Source organism: Chitiniphilus shinanonensis DSM 23277 (genome assembly GCF_000374805.1).
In the GTDB taxonomy this organism is placed as follows: Bacteria; Pseudomonadota; Gammaproteobacteria; order Burkholderiales; family Chitinibacteraceae; genus Chitiniphilus; species Chitiniphilus shinanonensis.
Window position 1 is genome coordinate 11,383 of the sequence record NZ_KB895344.1, and the last position, 19,394, is coordinate 30,776.

Consider the following 19,394-nt stretch of genomic DNA (forward strand, 5'->3'; position numbering starts at 1 on the left):
TTCAGGCGTCCAACAGCGCGGCGTACAGCGATTCCAGCTCGCCGGCCATGCGGGTCAGGGTATAGGGTTCGGCGGTGGCGCGGGCGGCGGCGCGCAGCGCGGGCCAGTCGGCGCGGCGCGCCAGCCATTCGCCCAGGCTGCGTTGCAGGCCGGCATCGTCCAGCGCGTCGTTCACCCAGCCGTTTTCGCCGGGGCGCACCCACTCGGCGGCGCCGCACAGCGGCGAGGTGAAGATCGGCAGGCCGCTGGCCAGCGCTTCGACGCACACATTGGGGAACGGGTCGTACAGCGTTGGCAGGATCAGCGCGTCAGCAGCGCCGTACAGCGGCTTCACGTCGGGCAGGCCGCCCAGGAAGCGCACCCGTCCGGCCACGCCCAGGCGCTGTGCCAGCCGCTGGTAGCGCGGCGCGTGCTTGTCCTCGCCGGCGATCGCCAGGTGCAGGCCGGGATGGGGCGCGATGGCGCGCAGCGCGGCGGCCACGCCCTTGCGTTCGAAGCCGGAGCCGACGTAGGCCAGCAGCGGCGCGTCTTCGGGAATGCGGTGGTCGCGGCGCCAGCCTTCGCGATAGCGCGTGAGTTCGGGGTGGAACGAGCCGGTATCGACGCCGTTGTAGATCACCGCCAGCCGTTCGGGCGCGACGTCGAAGCGCCGGGCGATCTGGTCGCGCACTAGCTGCGAGTTGCAGATCACCAGCCGCAATGCGGGATGGCGGAACATGTCGGCTTCGGCGCGGCAGATATAGCGATGGTAGGGGCTGAGCGCGCGGGTCAGCCGGGCGGCCGGGCCCTGGATGCGCGCCAGCTGTTCCAGCCACACCGCGTGCACGCCGTCGCCGGCGCGGAAGATGGCGGCGCCGGGGATGCGCTCGTGGCTCTGCACCAGGTCGAATTCGCCGAAGCGCTGCTGCGCGGCGCGGGCGAATCCGGCGTCGCGCGACAGCCGGCCGACGTGCGGCGGGTCGATGGTTTCGCAGCGCCAGCCGGCGCCGCCGTCCTTCCATTGCCGCGCCAGCAGCGTCACGTCGAGCGCGCCGCGCTGCGCCAGGGCGTCGAGCGCCCGGCTGACGAAGCGTTCGGCGCCGCCGTGCGGGTTGTACTTCTGCCGCACGATGGCGAGCTTGATCGGTGACGTCACCGTCCGGTCTCCACGAGCAATTCATCCAGGGCCGCCAGCACGCGCTCGGGCGCGATGGCGACCAGGCAGTCGCTGATGCCGCAGCCGCCGCAGCCGTTCTGGCCACAGGGCCGGCAGCTGTAGGGGGCGGTGACCACCCGTTGCGGCACCTGCCACGGTCCCCATTCGATATCGCCCGAAGGGCCGAACAGCGCAACCACCGGCGTCTGCACCGCCGCCGCCAGGTGCATCGGCACCGAGTCGACGCCGACCAGCGCGCGCGCGCCGGCGATCAGGGCGCCCAGTTCCTTGAGCGACAACTGGCCGGACAGGTCGGCCACCGGCAGCGCCAGCCGGGTTTTCAGGTCGGCGATCCATTCCATCTCGTTGGGCGACGGCGCGGCCGACAGCACCACGCGGTCGCCGCGCGCGGTCAGCGCGTCGATCAGCGCCGCCATGCGCTCGACCGGCCACGCCTTGAACAGCCAGCGCGAGGTGGGGTGGACCAGCAGGTAGCGCCCGTTGACGCCGGCCTGCGCCAGCTTGTCGGCGACGGCGCGCTCGGCGGCCTCGCCCGGCACGAAGCGCAGCGCGGTCGAATCCGCCGTGGGGCGGATGCCGATGCGGCGCAGCGCATCCAGGTGCAGTTCCACCGTGTGCCGGCGGTTGCCGCCGACCACGGGATACAGCGCGTCGAACGAGCGCTGCCACAGTTTCTGCGCGCGCTTGCCGTGCTTGCGCGATTGCGGCGCCACCGACAGCCGCGGCTTGAGCAGGCGGGTGAAGCGCGCGCCGTGCCAGTGGTCGGTCAGGTGGACGATCAGGTCGTAGTCGCGCGCCTTCAGCGCGCGGTACAGGCCGAGATAGGCGCGGGCCTGCGCCAGCCAGCCCAGCCCGCGCCAGTCGCGGCCGATGGTGTGCACCTGCGCCACGTGCGGGTGCAGCGTCAGCATCTCGCGGGTGTCGTGGTAGACCAGCGCATCGATTTCGATGCCGGGACAGGCGGCGGCCAGGGTGCTGAACACCGGCCCGGTCAGCAGCACGTCGCCGTGGTGACGCAACTTGATCACCAGGGCGCGGCGGATGCCCGGATCAGGCACCGTGGTATTCCTTGAACCAGGCGACGAAGCGGCCCAGCCCCTGGTCCAGGCCGACGCGCGGCACCACGCCGGTGGCGGCTTCCAGCGCCGAGGTGTCGGCGTAGGTCTCCTCCACGTCGCCCGCCTGCATCGGCAGCAGGCGCTTGTCGGCATCGCGGCCGAGGTGGCGTTCCAGCGTGGCGATGAATTCGCCCAGCTCGGCCGGGTTGCTGCCGCCGATGTTGTACAGGCGATAGGGCGCCCAACTGCTGCCGTTGCGCGGGTGCATCACGTCGAAATCGGGATCGGGCGCGGCGGGACGGGTGAGCAGCGCCTCGATGCCGGCGACGATGTCGTCGATGTAGGTGAAGTCGCGCCGCATCCGGCCGTGGTTGTAGACGTCGATGGTCTCGCCGGCGACGATCTTCTGCGCGAACTTGTAGTAGGCCATGTCGGGCCGGCCCCACGGGCCGTACACGGTGAAGAAGCGCAGCCCGGTGACCGGCAGGCCGTAGAGGTGGGCGTAGCTGTGCGCCATCGCCTCGTTGGCTTTCTTGGTGGCGGCGTAGAAGCTGACCGGGTGCTCGGTGCTGTCGCTCTCGCGGAACGGCAGGCGGCGGTTGCCGCCGTAGACGCTGGACGAGCTGGCGAAGATCAGGTGGCCGACCCCGCCGTGGCGACAGCCTTCCAGCACGTGGGAAAAGCCGGTGAGGTTGGCGGCGTTGTAGGCCAGCGGGGCGTCGATGGAATAACGCACCCCGGCCTGCGCCGCCAGGTGCACCACCACGTCGTAACCGCCGTCGCGGATCACGTCGACGGTGCGCGGCTCGGCGATGTCCAGGGTGTCGAAGCTGAAGCCGGGCTGCGGCGTCAGCCGCGCCAGGCGGGCGTGTTTGAGGGCGGGATCGTAGTAGCTGTTGAGGCTGTCGAGGCCGTGGACCTGGTGACCGAGCGCGAGCAGGCGCTCGGAAAGATGCATGCCGATGAAACCGGCGGCACCGGTGACCAGAATCTTCATGGGAGACCTGAGGCTTGTGGCCGTCGGAAAGGATGGCGGATTATATCAAGGCAGGAGCGGTGAAGAGGGAAGGGAGAAGGGGGAAGGGCAAAACCGGGCTTAGAGCCGCTAACAAAACCGTCCTGGCAAGAAGCGCGAAACGCAGACAGTACGTGTAGTACGGCAAGTTCGCGTGACGCCGCCAGGACGGTTTTGTTAGCGGCTCTGGATGCCGCGCAGGGTTTGCCCTTCCCTCTTCCCTCTTCCCTCTTCCCCTCCAGGCATTTTCCCTTTTTCGTGACCCGCTCCCTTCCATGACTTCTCCCACCCTGGGCGTCGCCCTGATCACCAAGAACGCCGCGCGGCGCCTGCCCGAGTGTCTGACGGCGCTGGCGTTCGCCGACCGCATCGTCGTGCTGGATTCGGGCAGCGACGACGATACCGTCGCCATCGCCCGCGCCCATGGCGCGTTGGTCGAGGTATCGCCGGACTGGCCGGGCTTCGGGGTGCAGAAGAACCGCGCGCTGGCGCTGCTCGATACCGACTGGCTGCTGCTGATCGACGCCGACGAGGTGGTCACACCCGAGCTGGCGGCGTCGATCCGCGCGGTGCTGGCCAACCCCGCGCACGCGGTCTACGCGCTCAATCGGCTGTCGTCGTTCTGCGGGCACTGGATGCGCCATGCCGGCTGGTTCCCCGACTGGATTCCCCGCCTGTTCCGCCGTGGCGCGGCGCGCTTCTCGGACGACCTGGTGCACGAGCGGCTGCTGTTCGAGGGCGGCGCCGGCCGGCTGGACGGCCTGCTGCTGCACTATTCCTACGAGGATCACGCCGACGTGCTGCGCAAGCTGGACGCCTACTCCACCGCCGGCGCCCGCCAGCGCTTCGCGCGCGGCCAGCGCGGCGGGCTGGGCAAGGCCATCCTGCGCGGCGGGTGGGCGTTCGTGCGCACCTACTTCATCAAACGCGGCTTCCTCGACGGCGCGGCCGGCTTCCAGGTGGCGATGTTCAACGCGGAGACGGTGTATTACCGGTTCTTGAAGCTGGCGGCGATGGAGCGGGAGGGGCGAGGAGCCCGTAACCCCAAATCTTGAAACACAGAGGGCACAGAGAACACAGAGCGCCACGGAGAAAACCAGAGAAAACAGAGAGAGCAAGTCAGCGTCATTCACGGTGGCTTCATCTACGCAGAAGACGCGCGTAGCGCCTTTCTTCTTCCCCTCTGCCTTTCGGTTTTCTCTGTGAAACTCCGTGTTCTCTGTGCCCTCTGTGTTTCAAGATCTGGGTTTGACTTTACCCGCGCGTCACCCCTCGCTGAACTGCGCGGCGTGCATCTGGGCGTAGATGCCGCCTTGCGCCAGCAGGTCGGTGTGGCGGCCGCTTTCGATGACGCGGCCTTCGCGCAGCACCAGGATGCGGTCGACGTTTTCGATGGTCGACAGCCGGTGCGCGATCACCACCGTGGTGCGCGATTTCATCAGGTTTTCCAGCGCGGACTGCACCTTGCGTTCCGACTCGGTGTCGAGCGCGCTGGTGGCTTCGTCCAGGATCAGGATCGGCGCGTCCTTGTACAGCGCACGGGCGATCGCCAGGCGCTGGCGCTGGCCGCCGGACAAGCGCACGCCGTTCTCGCCCAGCTCGGTGTCGAAGCCCTGCGGCATGGTCTCGATGAACTCCAGCGCGAACGCGGCCTCGGCGGCGGCACGCACCCGGGCGTGGTCCGGCGCCGGGTCGCCGTAGGCGATGTTGGCGGTGACGCTGTCGTTGAACAGCACTACGTCCTGGCTGACCAGGGCGAACTGGCGGCGCAGGTCGGCCAGGCGATAGTCGTGCAGCGGCACGCCGTCCAGGCGGATCTCGCCGTGCTCCAGGTCGTAGAAGCGCGGCAGCAGGTTGGCCAGCGTGGTCTTGCCGCTGCCGGATTTGCCGACCAGCGCCACCGATTCGCCGGGGGCGATGGCGAAGGTCAGGTCGTTGAGCGCGTTGCGCTCGCCGCCGGCATAGGCGAACACCACATGGTCGAAGTCGAGCCGGCCCTCGGCGCGCGTCAGCGCTCGCGTGCCACGGTCGCGCTCGACGTCCTGATCGAGGATGCCGAACACCGATTCGGCGGCGGCCAGGCCCTTGTGCAGCTGCTCGTTGAGCTTGGTGATGCTCTTGAGCGGTGCCTGCATCATCATCATCGCCGAGATGAACGAGACGAAGGCGCCTGCGGTCAGCTCGCCGGCCTGCGCGCGCAGGCTGGCGAAATAGATGATCACCGCCAGCGTGGCGCCGATCAGCAGCATGATCAGGCTGGAATTCATGCTGGAGGTGGCGGTCTGCTTGACGTTCACGTGGCGCAGCCGATTGTTCACCTTGCCGAAGCGTTTGCGCTCGTAGCTTTCGCCGCCGAAGATCTTCACCACCCGCTGGCCGGAGAATGCCTCGTCCAGCGTGCGCGTCATCTCGCCCACGCTCTGCTGCGATTCGCGCGCCAGCCGGCGCTGGCGTTTGCCGACCAGCCGGATGCTGGTGACCACGCCGGGGATCAGCACCACGCACAGCAGTGTCAGCCGCCAGTCGTGGTACAGCATCACGCCGAGGAAGATCACCACCGACAGCGCGTCGCGGATGAAGGTGGTCATGATCTGCGCGCCGGCCAGCATGATCTGGTTCACGTCGTTGGTGACGCGCGACAGCAGTACGCCCACCGACGACTGGTCGAAGAAGCGCACCGGCATGTTGATCATGCGCGCGAACATATGGTCGCGCAGGTCGCACACCACGCGGGTGGTCAGCCAGTTGCTGGTGTATTCGTTGCCGAAGTTGGTCGCCATCCGCAGCACGGCCAGGCCGAAGATCTGCGCCGGGATCACCCACGCCGCGGTGGTGGTCAGTGCTTCGGCCTTCAGGTTCTGGTCGACCAGCGGCTTGAGCAGCAGCGACATCGCGCCGTCCACCCCGGCCGCCAGCCCCAGGCAGACCATGTTGAACAGCACCACGGCCCAGTACGGCTTGATGTGTTGCAGGACGCGGATGTAGAGCTGGCGATTGGTCATGGCGGAAGCGGCTGGGAGGAAGGCGGTCATTATAACGGGCGCCGCCCGCCCGGACGCGCGGGCGGATCGGCGCGGGCGCGGCGGCGTGGCGGGGTCAGAAATCGCCGTAGCGCGCCTGGAGCAGCGCGATCAGCGTGGCGCCGGCCGTTTCGGTGCGCAGCACGCGCGGGCCCAGCACCAGCCCGGTCCAGCCGGCAGCCACGGCGGCGGCTTCTTCGTCGGGCGACAGGCCGCCCTCGGGGCCGACCAGTAGCACCACGCGTGCCGCGTGCGCGGGCAGGTCGGCGAGCCGGGTGGCGCCGCGCGGCGACAGCAGCAGTTTCAGGTCGGCCTGCGGCGGCGTCGCCAGCAGCTCGGCCAGGTCGCGTACCGTGGCCACCTCGGGCACCCGGGTGCGGCCGCTTTGCTCGCAGGCGGCGGCGGCCACGCCCTGCCAGTGGGCACGACGCTTCTCGGCGCGCTCGCCGGCCATGCGGCCCTGGGTGTAGGCGCTGTTCACCGGCGCGATGCGGCCGACGCCCAGCTCGGTGGCCTTCTGGATGGCGTAGTCCATGCGCTCGGCCGCCGCCACCGCCTGCACCAGCGTGATGTCCAGCGGCGACTCGCGCCCGACGGCGTGATGCGCGCCGACGGCGACCTCCACCGAGCGTTTGCCCATCTGCGTGACCGTGGCGTCGTACTCGCCGCCGCGCCCGTCGAACAACGTCAGCGCATCGCCCGGTTGCAGCCGCAACACCTGCACATGGCGCGCGGCCTCTTCGGGCAGGGACAGGTTGGCGCCGCTGGCGAGCGGCAGGTCGAGATACAGGCGGGGCATGGGCGGGAACGGAAGTGGGGGAATCAGGTTTCGGCCAGTCGCTGCACGATCAGGCCGAGCACGCCGACCACGCCGGTGACCAGCGCCACCGCCAGCGACCAGCGGATCAGCCGCAGCCAGAATGGATCGCGAGTGCGCTGGTACTTGAACGCGGACCAGCCGACGAGCAGCACCAGCACGATGACGAGGAAACGCAGCAGAGCGAACATGGCCCGATGATGGCCGATCAACTGCTGGCTGCCAACAGCGGGGGTGCGTTGAAACCCCAAATCTTGAAACACAGAGAGCACAGACGACACGGAGTTTCACAGAGAAAAACGAGGGGTGTCCTGGGCGGTTGAGTGCAGGCTTTCCATAGCTGCCCCTGTCTATTCCCGGCCTCGGGTTAGAAGGGCCTCTTGATCGGGCTTCTCCGTGGCCCTCTGTGTTCTCCGTGTTCTCTGTGTTTCAAGATTTGGGGTTTCAACGCCGCCTAAATGCTCAACGGCGGCAGGTCGTGGAAGCTGCTGGGCACGGTGTCGCGGTCTTCGAAGGTGACGAATTCGTAGTTGGCCTCGTCGGCGAGCAGGGTGCGCAGCAGCTTGTTGTTCATGGCGTGGCCGCTCTTGTAGCCGGAGAACGCGGCGATCAGCGGGTGGCCCAGGATGTAGAGATCGCCGATGGCGTCGAGCACCTTGTGGCGCACGAACTCGTCCTCGAAGCGCAGGCCGCCGTCGTTCAGCACGCGGTATTCGTCGATGACGATGGCGTTGTCCATGCTGCCACCGCGCGCCAGGCCGTTCATCCGCATGTATTCGAACTCGTGGATGAAGCCGAAGGTACGGGCGCGGGAGATCTCGCTGATGTAGTTGGTGGTGGCGAAGTCGATGCAGACGGTCTGCGCCGACTTCTTGAACGCGGGGTGCTGGAAGTCGATGGTCAGCGCCACCTTGTAGCCTTCGTGCGGGTCCAGGCGCACCCACTTGTCGCCCTCACGCACCTCCACGGGCCTGAGCACGCGCACGAAGCGCTTGGGCGCGGGCTGGTCGACGATGCCGGCCGACTGCACCAGGAAAATGAACGGCGCGGACGAGCCGTCCATGATCGGCATCTCCTGGGCGTCGACCTCGACATCGACGTTGTCGAGGCCGAGGCCGGCAAACGCCGACATCAGGTGCTCGATGGTGCCCACCCGCACGTCGTCCTGGACCAGCGTCGAGGAGAGACGCGTGTCGTTGACGAGTGCGGGCCCCACCCTGAATGGCGCCGATCCGGGTAAATCGGTGCGTCGAAACACGATGCCGTGGTCCACCGGCGCCGGCTTGAGCACGAGCGTGACACGATCGCCCGAGTGCAGGCCGACCCCGACGGCGCGTACAGTCGATTTCAGGGTACGTTGTTGAAACATGGACACTTTTCCCAATCAGTAACTGCTTACGATTCTAACAGCCCCGGGTCTTGGGCTTGATTGAACCTCGCAATGTTCCCGATCGGCCGAGCCTATCCGGGCGCCGGACCAACAGCAACCAATCGGTGTTGGCGCATAGCGAGCGCGGCCGGAGCGCGAAGTCGGGTGGACGAAGGCCCGGAACGGACTGGATGTCCATGAGGAGCCTGAGTCTGCCCGACGACAAAGCGCCGGTCGTGCGCAGTAGCGCCAGCGCCGATCAGTCGGCCTGGCGGCGCAGGAAAGCCGGAATATCCATATCGATGTTGTTCAACGCCGGGCGCGCGCCCGAGGCCGCGTTGTCCGCCGCACCGCCGCCACGGCGCGAGCGCCAGATTGCGGGGGTGTCGTAGTCCTCGGCATTGAAGCCATCGGTACCCGTCTTGCGGCTTTCGTTCTGGATCACCGACAGCGACGGCTTGCTGTTCTCCTTGGCGCCCAGGCCGGTGGCGATCAGGGTGATGCGCAGCGAGTCGCCCAGCGATTCGTCGTACACCACGCCGTGCTTGATCTGGGCGTCGTCGGCCACGTGCTGGTTGATGATCTCCAGCGCCTGGCGGATTTCGCTCTTCTTCAGCGTGGAACGGCTGGCCGAGAAGTTCACCAGCACGCCGCGCGCGCCCTTGAAGCTGATGTTGTCCAGCAGCGGGCAGCGGATCGCCTCTTCGGTGGCTTCGACGGCGCGGGCCGGGCCGGTGGCCAGGGCCGAACCCATCATCGCCATGCCCATCTCGCGCATCACGGTCTTCACATCGGCGAAGTCGACGTTGATCAGGCCGGGGTAGTGGATGATCTCGACGATCGAGCCCACGGCGTTGCGCAGGATGTCGTCGGCGGCGCGGAACGCTTCGTCCACGGTCACGTCCTCGCCCAGCACTTCTTCCAGCTTCTCGTTGGAGACCACGATCAGCGAATCCACGTAGCGGGCCAGCTCGTCGATGCCGGCTTGCGCCACCTTCTGGCGGGCGCCTTCGTCCAGGCCCGGCTTGGTGACCACGCCGACGGTGAGGATGCCCTTCTCGCGGGCGACCTGGGCGATCACCGGCGCCGCGCCGGTGCCGGTGCCGCCGCCCATGCCGGCGGTGACGAACAGCAGGTCGGCGCCTTCGATCAGCTCGCCGATGCGTTCACGATCCTCTTCGGCGGCCTGGCGGCCGATGTCCGGGTTGCAGCCGGCGCCGAAACCCTTGGTGAGTTCGGAGCCCAATTGCACCACGTTTTCGGCGCGCGACAGCTTGAGCACCTGCGCGTCGGTGTTGGCGGAGATGAAATCCACGCCCTGCATGCGGTGGTCGATCATGTTGTTGATCGCGTTGCAACCGGCGCCGCCGACGCCGATGACCTTGATATTGACGAGGTGCGCGACCTCTTGGACTTCGATGGTGAGTGCCATGGTGTGTCTCCTCTTGACCCGATTCTACCTTACTTACTGACCCGAAACTGAATAACTGACAAAAAAAGAACGTATTAGAAGTTGTTCTGGAACCACGATTTCATGCGCCCCAACAACTCGCCGAACGAGCCATCCTTCATGCGTCCGGCGGGATTCCGCTGGTATTGCTCGCGGGCGAGCAGCAGCAGCCCGACCGCGGTGGAATAACGTGCGTTCTTGACGACCTCCGCCAGCCCGCCGACATATTTCGGCGTGCCCAGGCGGACGGGCATGTGGAAGATCTCTTCGCCCAGCTCGACCATGCCCGGCATCAGCGCCGCGCCGCCGGTGATGACGATGCCGCTGGACAGGCGATCCTCGAAGCCGGCGCGGCGCAGTTCCGCCTGCACCAGTCCGTACAGTTCCTCGACGCGCGGCTCGATCACTTCGGCCAGGGTGTGGCGGCTCATCTGGCGCGAGCCGCGCTCGCCCACCCCGGGGACTTCGATCATGGCCTGCGGGTCGGTCATGTGGCGCAAGGCCACGCCGTGCTGGAGCTTGATGGTTTCGGCCTCGCCGGTGGGCGTGCGTAGTGCCATCGCGATGTCGTTGGTGATCTGGTCGCCGGCGATGGGGATCACCGCGGTGTGGCGGATCGCGCCGTCGATGAACACCGCCAGATCGGTGGTGCCGCCGCCGATGTCCACCAGGCACACGCCAAGGTCCTTTTCGTCCTCGGTGAGCACGGCGTAGGCCGACGCCAGCGGTTGCAGCACCACTTCGGCGATCTCCAGGCCGCAGCGGCGAACGCACTTGGTGATGTTCTGCACCGCCGACACCGCGCCGGACACGATGTGCACCCGCACTTCCAGGCGCACGCCGGACATGCCCAGCGGCTCCTTCACGTCCTCCTGGCCGTCGATCACGTATTCCTGCGCCAGGATGTGCAGCACCTGGTGATCGGTGGGGATGTTCACCGCGCTGGCGGTCTCGATCACCCGGGTCATGTCGGCCTGGGTGACCTCCTTGTCCTTGATCGCCACCATGCCGTGCGAATTCAGGCCCTTGATGTGGCTGCCGGCGATGCCGGTGAATACCTCGCGGATCTTGCAATCGGCCATCAGCTCGGCTTCGCCCAGCGCGCTCTGGATGGCGCTGACGGTCTTCTCGATGTCGACCACCACGCCGCGCTTGAGCCCGCGGCTGGCGGCCGAGCCGAGGCCGACCACGTTCAGCTTGCCGTCGTCCATGATCTCGGCGGCAACGGCCACCACCTTGGAGGTGCCGATGTCGAGCCCGACGATGAGGTTCTTGCTGTCTCTAGTCACTGACGGACCTCTTTCCCTTGATTGCGTGTTGCCTGTCCGGCGGCGATGCCGCCGATCCTGTTGTGTGTGTTCATGCGGCATGCTCCGCCGCTGGCCGGGGCGCGGGCGGCTGCGGTGCCGCCGGCCTGGCCGCTGGGGCCGCCGGGCGCGGGGCTGCGGGCACGCCCGCCGCACCCGGCTTGCGGGCTTCGGCCGGGGTGTAGCCCGGCAGCCGCACCGCGAAGCCGTTGGGGTAGCGCAGGTCCACGTACTGGAACGGGTGCTTCTCCGCGATCAGCGCCAGCGAGTTCGGGTAGGCGGTGACGAAGCGCTGCACGCGAGGCAGGGCGTCGTCGCGGCCGATCTCCACCACCGTGCCGTCGTTCAGCTCCATGCGCCATGCGCGCCGCGCCGACAGCCAGATGTGCTCGGGGCGCTTGTCGATCGGGGCCAGCGCCGCCTGCAGCGCGCGGTAGCCTTCCACCATCTGTTTCTCCGTGCCGCCGGGGCCTTCCAGCACCGGCAGCTTGTCGTTCGAGGCGGCGTCGAAACGCTCGCCGTACGCATTCAGCAGGGCCACGCTGCCCCAGCGGGCGATGGCCACGTGCTCTTCGATGTTCACTTCCAGCCGATCCGGCCAGCGCCGCCGCACGCTTACCTTGCGCACCCACGGCAGCTTCTCGAACGCGGCGCGGGTCTTGTCCAGGTTCAGCGTGAAGAACGTGCCCTTCAGCTCGTTCTTGATCACGTACTGCAATTGCTCGCGCGTCACGTGCTCCAGTTCGCCGTCCACCTTGATGCGCTTCACCGGGAACAGCGGCGAATTCACCGCCAGGAACACCAGCGAATAGAACAGCAGCAGCGCGGCCAGGCCGGTGAGCAGATTGGCGAACCACAGCAACAATTGCGGCTTATCCCACATTCGAACCTCGCCAGGGCTACTGCGCGCGCGCCATGCGGCGTCGTGCGCTGCTCGTCGTCCTCACGTACGCACGTACGTTGCGGCGACTGCGCTGCTGACTCCTTGCCCGGCGCGCGCTCGCTACGCCCTGACGAGGTTCTTTTGTTGCTGGGATCACGGTTTCCTGTCTCGCTATCGTTTTCAAAAAGACGCCTTAGAGCGTCGTATCCAGAATTCGCAGCACCAGCTGCTCGTAGCTGATCCCGGCCTCGCGGGCGCACATCGGGAACAGGCTGTGGCTGGTCATGCCCGGCGCGGTGTTCGGTTCCAGCAGGTAGATCCCGCCCTTTTCGTCGGCCAGGAAGTCGATGCGCGCCCAGCCTTCGGCGCCAAGCACGCGATAGGCCACTTCGGAGAGCTGGCGCGCGCGCAGTTCGGCTTCGCCGGTCAGGCCGGGGCAGCGGTAGACGGTGTCGTCGCGGAAGTACTTGGCGTCGTAGTCGTAGAAATCGGTGGCCGGCTCGATCTTCACCGTGGCCAGTGCCTGGCCGTCGAGCACCGCGCAGCTGTATTCCCCGCCGGTGATCGCCTGCTCGACCATCACCAGCGGGTCGTACTTGGCCGCCTCTTCGTAGGCGGCGCGGATCTCGGCGGCGCTGCGGCACTTGGTGACGCCGACGCTGGAGCCGCCATTCGACGGCTTGACGAACACCGGCGAGCCCAGCTTGGGGATTACCGCGTCGAAATCGCTGCGGGCGTCGAGCAGCAGGTAAGCCGGCACCGGCAGGCCCAGGGCCTGCCACATCAGCTTGGTGCGCCATTTGTCCATGCTGATGGCCGACGCCATCACGCCGCAGCCGGTGTAGGGCACGCCCAGGTATTCCAGCGCGCCCTGGATGGTGCCGTCCTCGCCCTCGCCGCCGTGCAGGATCAGGAAGGCGCGGTCGTAGCCCTGTTCCACCAGATCGGTCAGCGGCTGCTCGGCTGGATCGAAGGCATGGGCGTCGACGCCCTGGCTGCGCAGCGCCTGCAACACGCCGTTGCCGCTCATCAACGAGACTTCGCGCTCGCTGGAGCTGCCGCCCATCAGCACCGCGACCTTGCCGTATTTCTGCTGGAGATCCATGGTCACGCGCCTCCTGCCAGCTTGGCGGGGATGCCGCCGATGGAGCCGGCGCCCATGGTGATGACCACGTCGCCGTCGCGCGCGGCGCCGACGATGGCGTCCGGCAGGTCGGCGATCTGCTCGACGAATACCGGCTCCACCTTGCCGGCGACGCGCACCGCGCGCGACAGGCTGCGGCCGTCGGCGGCGACGATGGGCGATTCGCCCGCGGCATAGACCTCGGCCAGCAGCAGGCCGTCCACGGTGTTCAGTACCTTCACGAAATCCTCGAAGCAATCGCGGGTGCGGGTGTAGCGGTGCGGCTGGAACGCCAGCAGCAGGCGGCGGCCCGGGAAGGCGCCGCGCGCGGCGGCCAGCGTGGCGGCCATTTCCACCGGGTGGTGGCCGTAGTCGTCGATCAGGGTGAAGCTGCCGCCGTCGGGCAACGCCACCTCGCCGTAACGCTGGAAGCGCCGGCCCACGCCCTGGAACTCGGCCAGGCCGCGCTGGATCGCGGCGTCGGAGGCGCCCACTTCCAGCGCGATGCCGATGGCGGCCAGCGCGTTCAGCACGTTGTGGCGGCCGGGCATGTTGAGGGTGATCGGGATGCGGCGCTGTTCGCCGTTTTCCCACACCGCGTCGAAGCGCATCTGGGTGCCGGCCTCGACGATGTTCTCGGCGCGCAGCATGGCGTCGGCGCCGGTGCCGTAGGTGGTGACCGGGCTGGTGACGCGCGGCAGGATCTCGCGCACCGTCGGGTCGTCCACGCACAGCACGGCGCGGCCGTAGAACGGCAGACGGTCCAGGAAATCGACGAAGGCCTTCTTCAGGTTGTCGAAATCGTGGCCGTAGGTGTCCATGTGGTCGGCGTCGATATTGGTGACCACGGCGATGATGGGCGTCAGCAGCAGGAACGAGGCGTCGCTCTCGTCGGCTTCGGCCACCAGACATTCGCCGCTGCCCAGGCGTGCGTTGGAGCCGGCGGCGTGCAGCTTGCCGCCGATGACGAAGGTCGGGTCGAGTCCGGCCGCTTCCAGCACCGACGCGGTCAGGCTGGTGGTGGTGGTCTTGCCGTGGGTGCCGGCGATGGCGATGCCCTGCTTCAGGCGCATCAGCTCGGCCAGCATCATGGCACGCGGCACCACCGGGATATTGCGGCGGTGCGCTTCCACCACCTCGGGGTTGTCGGGCTTGACCGCGCTGGAGATCACCACCACGTCGGCGTTGGCGACGAAGCCGGCCGCGTGGCCCTGGTGCACGGTGGCGCCGGCGGCGGCCAGCCGTTGCGTGGTGGCGTTGCTGCCCAGGTCCGAGCCGGAGATCTCGAAGCCCTGGTTGAGCAGCACCTCGGCGATGCCGCTCATGCCGACACCGCCGATGCCGACGAAGTGAATGCGTTTGACCTTGTGTTTCATGATGTCGTCTCGTTCAACCGGCCAGCTCGACCAGAATGGCGGCCACCTCGGCGGTGGCGTCGGGCTTGGCGACCGCGCGCGCGGCGCGGCCCATCCGCGCCAGCTCGGCGCGGTCCAGTCCGGCCAGCATCGCGGCCAGGGTGTCCGGTGTGAGGTCCTTCTGTTCCAGGAGTCGCGCGCCGCCGGCTTCGACCAGGAAGCGGGCGTTCTGCAACTGTTGTTGATCCTTGTGGTACGGGTACGGCACCAGCACGCTGGGCGCGCCGGCCACCGCCAGTTCGGCCACGGTGACCGCGCCGGCGCGGCAGATCACCAGATCCGCCTCGGCGTAGGCGCCGGCCATGTCGTCGATGAAGGCGCGGCAATCGCCGGCCACGCCGGCTGCGTCGTAGTTGGTCTTGAGCGCGTCGATCTGCCTGGCGCCGGCCTGGTGGATCACCTGCGGCCGCTGCGCTTCGGGCAGCCTGGCCAGTGCCTGCGGGACCACCTGGTTCAGCGCCTGCGCGCCCAGGCTGCCGCCGACCACCAGCAGGCGCAGCGGGCCTTCGCGACCGGCGTAGCGGGTGTCGGGATCGGGCAGCGCAGCGATCTCGGCGCGCACCGGGTTGCCGGTCCATTGCACCGGCTTGGGGTAGGCGGCGCCGAAGGCGGCGGGGAAGCCGGCCAGCACCCGCTTGGCCAGCCGGCCCAGCCAGCGGTTGGCCAGCCCGGCCACGGCGTCGGCGGTGTGCACCACCAGCGGCACCCGCAGCGCGCCGGCCATCAGCGCGCCGGGGAAGGACACGTAGCCGCCCAGGCCCAGCACCACGTCCGGACGGCGGCGCAGCAGCACGCCGGTGGCCTGGCACAGCGCGCGGCCGATGGTGAACGGCGCCAGCAGCAGGGCCAGCCTGCCGCGACCGCGCACGCTGGCGAAATCCAGCGCTTCGAACTCGACGCCGTGCTGCGGCACCAGTGTGGCTTCCATGCCGCGGCGGGTGCCCAGCCAGAACACTTGCACGCCCTGCGCCTGCAAGGCGCGGGCGATGGCCAGGCCGGGGAAGATGTGGCCGCCGGTGCCGCCGGTGGTGATCATCACGGTGCGGTTCATGGCTTGAACCCCCGCAGCGCCTGGCGGTTTTCGAAATCCACCCGCAGCAGCACGCCCAGCGCCACCAGATTGGCCAGGATGCCGGAGCCGCCGAACGACAACAGCGGCAGCGTCAGGCCCTTGGTGGGCAGCAGGCCCATGTTCACGCCGATGTTGATCACGCTCTGCACGCCGAACCAGATGCCGATGCCCTGCGCCAGCAGCGCCTGATAGGCGCGGTCCAGCTTGGCGGCCTGCACGCCGATCATGAAGGCGCGGAACACCAGGAAGGCGAACAGGCAGACGATCACCGCCACGCCGACGAAGCCCAGTTCCTCGGCGATGATGGCCATCAGGAAGTCGGTATGCGCTTCGGGCAGGTAGGACAGCTTCTCGACGCTGGCGCCCAGGCCGACGCCGGTCCATTCGCCGCGGCCGAAGGCGATCAGCGAATGGCTGAGCTGGTAGCCCTTGCCGTACGGGTCCTGCCACGGGTCGAGGAAGCCGAGCACGCGCTGCATGCGGTACGGCGAGCTGACCACCAGCCCGACGAAGCCCACCGCCAGCAGCGCGATCAGGCCGGCGAACAGGCGCCAGTCGAAGCCGCCGAGGAACAGCAGGCCGACCGCGATGGCGGTGATGACCGCGAAGGCGCCGAAGTCCGGCTCCAGCAGCAGCAGGCCGCCGACCACCAGCATCACCACCAGCATCGGCAGCAGGCCCTTGGTGATGCTGGCGACGAAATCGCCACCCATGAACGCGGCCTTGCGCACGGTGTAGTCGGCCGCGTACAGCACCACGATGAACTTCATCAGCTCGGACGGTTGCAGGTTGACCACGTACAGCGACAGCCAGCGCTGGCTGCCGTTGACCTCGCGGCCGATGCCGGGCACCAGCACCAGTGCCAGCAGGATCACGCCGACGATGAACAGCAGCGGCGCGTACTGCTGCCAGGTCTTGGTCGGGATGTTGAAGGCGATGAAGCCGCCGGCCAGGCCCAGCACCAGGAACACCGAGTGGCGCACCAGGAAGTAGGTGCTGCGGTAGCCGGTGTCCTTGTCGACCTCGGCCATGGCGATCGACGCCGAGTAGACCATCACCAGGCCGAAGGCGAGCAGGATCAGCACGCCCCACAGCAGTGCCACATCGTAGGCGTGCATGCTGGGGCGGGACCGTCTCAGGGCCTGGTAGAAGATGTGCTTCATGGCGCTGCCGGCTCCAGCGCGCGCACGGCGTCGATGAACACTTCGGCGCGGTGGTGGTAGTTGCGGAACATGTCCAGGCTGGCGCAGGCGGGGCTCAGCAGTACCACGTCGCCGGGCGCGGCGAGTCGGGCGGCGGTGCGCACCGCCTGTTCCAGCGTCGGTTCGCCGACCACTGGCAACGCGGCGCCGGCGACGGCCGAGTGCGCGCCCTGGAGCGCGGCGGCGATCTGCGGGCCATCGCGGCCGATCAGCACCACCGCGCGGCAGATGCGTTCGCACGCTGGCTTGAGCGGGCCGAAGTCCTGGCCCTTGCCGTCGCCGCCGGCCAGCAGCACCACCGGGCGGACCATACCCTTGAGCGCGGCCTCGGTGGCGCCGACGTTGGTGCCCTTGGAGTCGTCGTAATACCCCACGCCGGCCACGTCGGCGACGAATTCCACGCGATGCGGCAGCCCCTTGAACTGCTTGAGCGCCTTGACCAGCGGCGCCGACGCCAGCCCGATGGCGCGGCACAGCGCCAGCGCGGCCAGCGCGTTGACGGCGTTGTGCAGGCCGGCCACCGGCAGCTCGCTGGCGCGCATCAGCGTGGTGTCGCCCAGGCGCAGTGCGAAATCGTCGCCCTCGGCGACCAGACCGTATTCGTCGGCGCGACGCGGCGCGTCCTGGCCGAAGCGGATCACGTGGCGGCCGGGCAGACCCATGTCGCGGCTGTAGGCATCCTCACGGTTGAGGATCATCGCGCCCTGGCCCTGGAAGATGCGCGCCTTGGTGGCGGCGTAATGCGCCATGCCGTCGTAGCGGTCGAGGTGATCCTCGGACACGTTGAGGACGGTGGCGGCGTCCGGCGCCAGCGTGGCGGTGGTTTCGAGCTGGAAGCTGGACAGCTCCAGCACGTAGACGTCGGCGTCCGGCGTGGCGGCGAGGGCGTCCAGCACCGGCAGGCCGATATTGCCGGCGACCACGGTCCTGAGGCCGGCGGCCTCGCACATCTGGCCGACCATGGTGGTGACGGTGGATTTGCCGTTGGAGCCGGTGATGGCGATCACCTTGGCCGGCTTGCCGGCCAGCGCACGGGCGAACAGTTCGACGTCGCCCAGCGCCGGCACGCCGCGGCGCACCGTGGCGTCGATCGCCGGGGTGGCGAGCGGCACGCCGGGGCTGACCACCAGCAGGTCGGCGTCGGCGAAGGTTTCGGCGGCGAAGGCGCCCAGGCGCAGCGCCACCTGCGGCAGTTCCTGGCGCAGGGTGTCGAGGCCCGGCGGCTGCTCGCGGCTGTCGGCCACGGTGACGCGCGCGCCCTGCGCGGCGAGCCAGCGCGCGGCGGACAGGCCGGTGACGCCCAGGCCGACCACGATGGCGTGGGATTCGGCCAGGACCGGCTGCGGTGCGAAGGGCGAACTGCTAGCAGTGACCACGTGCGCCTCGCGTCGAAGAAAACCGATTCATGTACATCGTTGCCTTACCGCAATTTCAGGGTGGCGAGGCCGGCCATCACCAGCAGGATGGTGATGATCCAGAAACGCACCACCACCTGCGTTTCCTTCCAGCCCTTGAGTTCGTAGTGGTGATGCAGCGGCGCCATGCGGAACACGCGCTTGCCGGTGATCTTGAAGCTGGCGACCTGGATCATCACCGACAGCGCTTCCACCACGAACACGCCGCCCATGATGAACAGCACGATCTCCTGGCGGACGATCACGGCCACGGTGCCGAGGCCGGCGCCCAGCGCCAGCGCGCCCACGTCGCCCATGAACACTTCGGCGGGATAGGCGTTGAACCAGAGGAAGCCCAGGCCGGCGCCGGCCATGGCGGCGCAGAAGATGATCAGCTCGCCCGCGCCCGGCACGTGCGGCACGCCCAGGTACTTGGAGAACACGGCGTTGCCGGCCACGTAGGCGAAGATGCAGAACGCGCCGGCGACGAACACCGTGGGCATGATCGCGAGGCCGTCCAGGCCGTCGGTGAGGTTGACGGCGTTGCTGGTGCCGACGATCACGCAGTAGGTCAGCACGCAGAAACCCACCGCGCCGAACGGATAGAGGATTTCCTTGTAGAACGGGATGATGAAGCCGGTGTGCGACGGCAGTTGGCCGACGTTCACCAGGAACAGCCCGGCGCCGATGGCGATCAGCGATTGCCAGAACATCTTGGCCTTGGCCGACAGCCCCTTCGGGTTCTTCAGCGCCACCTTCTTGTAGTCGTCGACGAAGCCGACGATGCCGGTGGCCAGCGTGACCACCAGGGTCAGCCAGACGTACTTGTTGCCCAGGTCGCCCCACAGCAGCGTGGTCAGGCCGATCGCCAGCAGGATCAGCGTGCCGCCCATGGTCGGGGTGCCGGCCTTGACCAAGTGGGTCTGCGGGCCGTCGTTGCGCACCGCCTGACCCACCTTCATCTCGGTCAGCTTGCGGATCACCAGTGGGCCGAGCAGCCACGAGATCGCCAGCGCGGTCATCATCGCCAGCACGGCGCGCAGCGTCAGGTAGCTGAATACGTTGAAGGCGCGGATCGATTCGCCCAGCCATTCGAATAACCAGACCAGCATC

General features: G+C 68.2%; 17 protein-coding genes. 1 reads left to right on the forward strand and 16 read right to left on the reverse strand.

Annotation, left to right across the window (positions count from 1 at the left end; translation table 11 throughout):
* Position 1 precedes the first annotated feature (1 nt).
* Genes C556_RS0111220 through C556_RS0111230 form a run of 3 tightly spaced genes read right to left on the reverse strand, consistent with a single transcriptional unit; the run spans position 2 to position 3,211 of the window.
* Positions 2–1,135 carry a glycosyltransferase family 4 protein gene (locus tag C556_RS0111220; protein ID WP_018748352.1) on the reverse strand — a complete coding sequence of 378 codons (1,134 nt, stop codon included), beginning with the start codon at positions 1,133–1,135 and terminating at the stop codon, positions 2–4.
* On the reverse strand, positions 1,132–2,214 hold the full coding sequence (gene rfaQ, locus C556_RS0111225; protein ID WP_018748353.1) for a putative lipopolysaccharide heptosyltransferase III: 1,083 nt from the start codon (positions 2,212–2,214) through the stop codon (positions 1,132–1,134). Before rfaQ ends, C556_RS0111220 begins: the two co-directional genes overlap by 4 nt.
* Complete coding sequence (locus C556_RS0111230) at positions 2,207–3,211, reverse strand: NAD-dependent epimerase/dehydratase family protein (RefSeq protein WP_018748354.1); 1,005 nt, start codon at positions 3,209–3,211, stop codon at positions 2,207–2,209. The genes rfaQ and C556_RS0111230 overlap by 8 nt, the downstream gene beginning before the upstream one ends.
* 293 nt (positions 3,212–3,504) lie before the next feature.
* Here C556_RS0111230 and C556_RS0111235 point away from each other — a divergent pair, with 293 nt between their 5' ends.
* A complete protein-coding gene (locus C556_RS0111235; RefSeq protein ID WP_018748355.1) occupies positions 3,505–4,284 on the forward strand; it encodes a glycosyltransferase family 2 protein in 780 nt (259 codons plus the stop codon).
* A 210-nt stretch (positions 4,285–4,494) separates the two neighbouring features.
* On the opposite strand, the gene msbA is transcribed toward C556_RS0111235, so the two are convergent.
* The 13 genes from msbA to mraY form a co-directional block, all read right to left on the reverse strand.
* The gene (msbA, locus tag C556_RS0111240; RefSeq protein WP_245559238.1) at positions 4,495–6,261 is read right to left on the reverse strand and encodes a lipid A export permease/ATP-binding protein MsbA; all 1,767 of its coding nucleotides are present in this window, start codon (positions 6,259–6,261) and stop codon (positions 4,495–4,497) included.
* Positions 6,262–6,325: 64 nt separating this feature from the next.
* Positions 6,326–7,048 (reverse strand): 16S rRNA (uracil(1498)-N(3))-methyltransferase, encoded by a 723-nt coding sequence (locus tag C556_RS0111245; protein ID WP_018748357.1) that lies wholly within the window; start codon positions 7,046–7,048, stop codon positions 6,326–6,328.
* A 23-nt stretch (positions 7,049–7,071) separates the two neighbouring features.
* Positions 7,072–7,257 (reverse strand): hypothetical protein, encoded by a 186-nt coding sequence (locus tag C556_RS0111250; protein ID WP_018748358.1) that lies wholly within the window; start codon positions 7,255–7,257, stop codon positions 7,072–7,074.
* Between the two features lie 263 nt (positions 7,258–7,520).
* Entirely contained in the window at positions 7,521–8,435 is a 915-nt protein-coding gene (gene lpxC / locus C556_RS0111255; protein WP_026263012.1) for a UDP-3-O-acyl-N-acetylglucosamine deacetylase, read from the reverse strand.
* Between the two features lie 259 nt (positions 8,436–8,694).
* Complete coding sequence (gene ftsZ / locus C556_RS0111260) at positions 8,695–9,867, reverse strand: cell division protein FtsZ (protein WP_018748360.1); 1,173 nt, start codon at positions 9,865–9,867, stop codon at positions 8,695–8,697.
* A gap of 74 nt (positions 9,868–9,941) precedes the next feature.
* Positions 9,942–11,174 carry a cell division protein FtsA gene (ftsA, locus tag C556_RS0111265; RefSeq protein ID WP_018748361.1) on the reverse strand — a complete coding sequence of 411 codons (1,233 nt, stop codon included), beginning with the start codon at positions 11,172–11,174 and terminating at the stop codon, positions 9,942–9,944.
* A gap of 70 nt (positions 11,175–11,244) precedes the next feature.
* Positions 11,245–12,075 (reverse strand): cell division protein FtsQ/DivIB, encoded by an 831-nt coding sequence (locus C556_RS0111270; protein WP_018748362.1) that lies wholly within the window; start codon positions 12,073–12,075, stop codon positions 11,245–11,247.
* Positions 12,076–12,268: 193 nt separating this feature from the next.
* Positions 12,269–13,180, reverse strand: a complete 912-nt coding sequence (locus C556_RS0111275) for a D-alanine--D-alanine ligase (RefSeq protein WP_018748363.1) — start codon at positions 13,178–13,180, stop codon at positions 12,269–12,271.
* A gap of 2 nt (positions 13,181–13,182) precedes the next feature.
* A complete protein-coding gene (gene murC, locus C556_RS0111280; protein ID WP_018748364.1) occupies positions 13,183–14,574 on the reverse strand; it encodes a UDP-N-acetylmuramate--L-alanine ligase in 1,392 nt (463 codons plus the stop codon).
* 13 nt (positions 14,575–14,587) lie between these two features.
* Positions 14,588–15,664: an undecaprenyldiphospho-muramoylpentapeptide beta-N-acetylglucosaminyltransferase gene (gene murG, locus C556_RS0111285; protein ID WP_018748365.1), complete on the reverse strand. Its 1,077-nt coding sequence runs from the start codon at positions 15,662–15,664 to the stop codon at positions 14,588–14,590.
* Positions 15,661–16,848, reverse strand: coding sequence for a putative lipid II flippase FtsW (gene ftsW, locus C556_RS0111290; RefSeq protein WP_018748366.1), 1,188 nt, complete (start codon positions 16,846–16,848; stop codon positions 15,661–15,663). The genes murG and ftsW overlap by 4 nt, the downstream gene beginning before the upstream one ends.
* Positions 16,845–18,263 carry a UDP-N-acetylmuramoyl-L-alanine--D-glutamate ligase gene (murD, locus tag C556_RS0111295; RefSeq protein WP_018748367.1) on the reverse strand — a complete coding sequence of 473 codons (1,419 nt, stop codon included), beginning with the start codon at positions 18,261–18,263 and terminating at the stop codon, positions 16,845–16,847. Before murD ends, ftsW begins: the two co-directional genes overlap by 4 nt.
* Positions 18,264–18,307: 44 nt before the next feature.
* Positions 18,308–19,393: a phospho-N-acetylmuramoyl-pentapeptide-transferase gene (gene mraY / locus C556_RS0111300; RefSeq protein ID WP_018748368.1), complete on the reverse strand. Its 1,086-nt coding sequence runs from the start codon at positions 19,391–19,393 to the stop codon at positions 18,308–18,310.
* Between the last annotated feature and the right edge of the window lies 1 nt (position 19,394).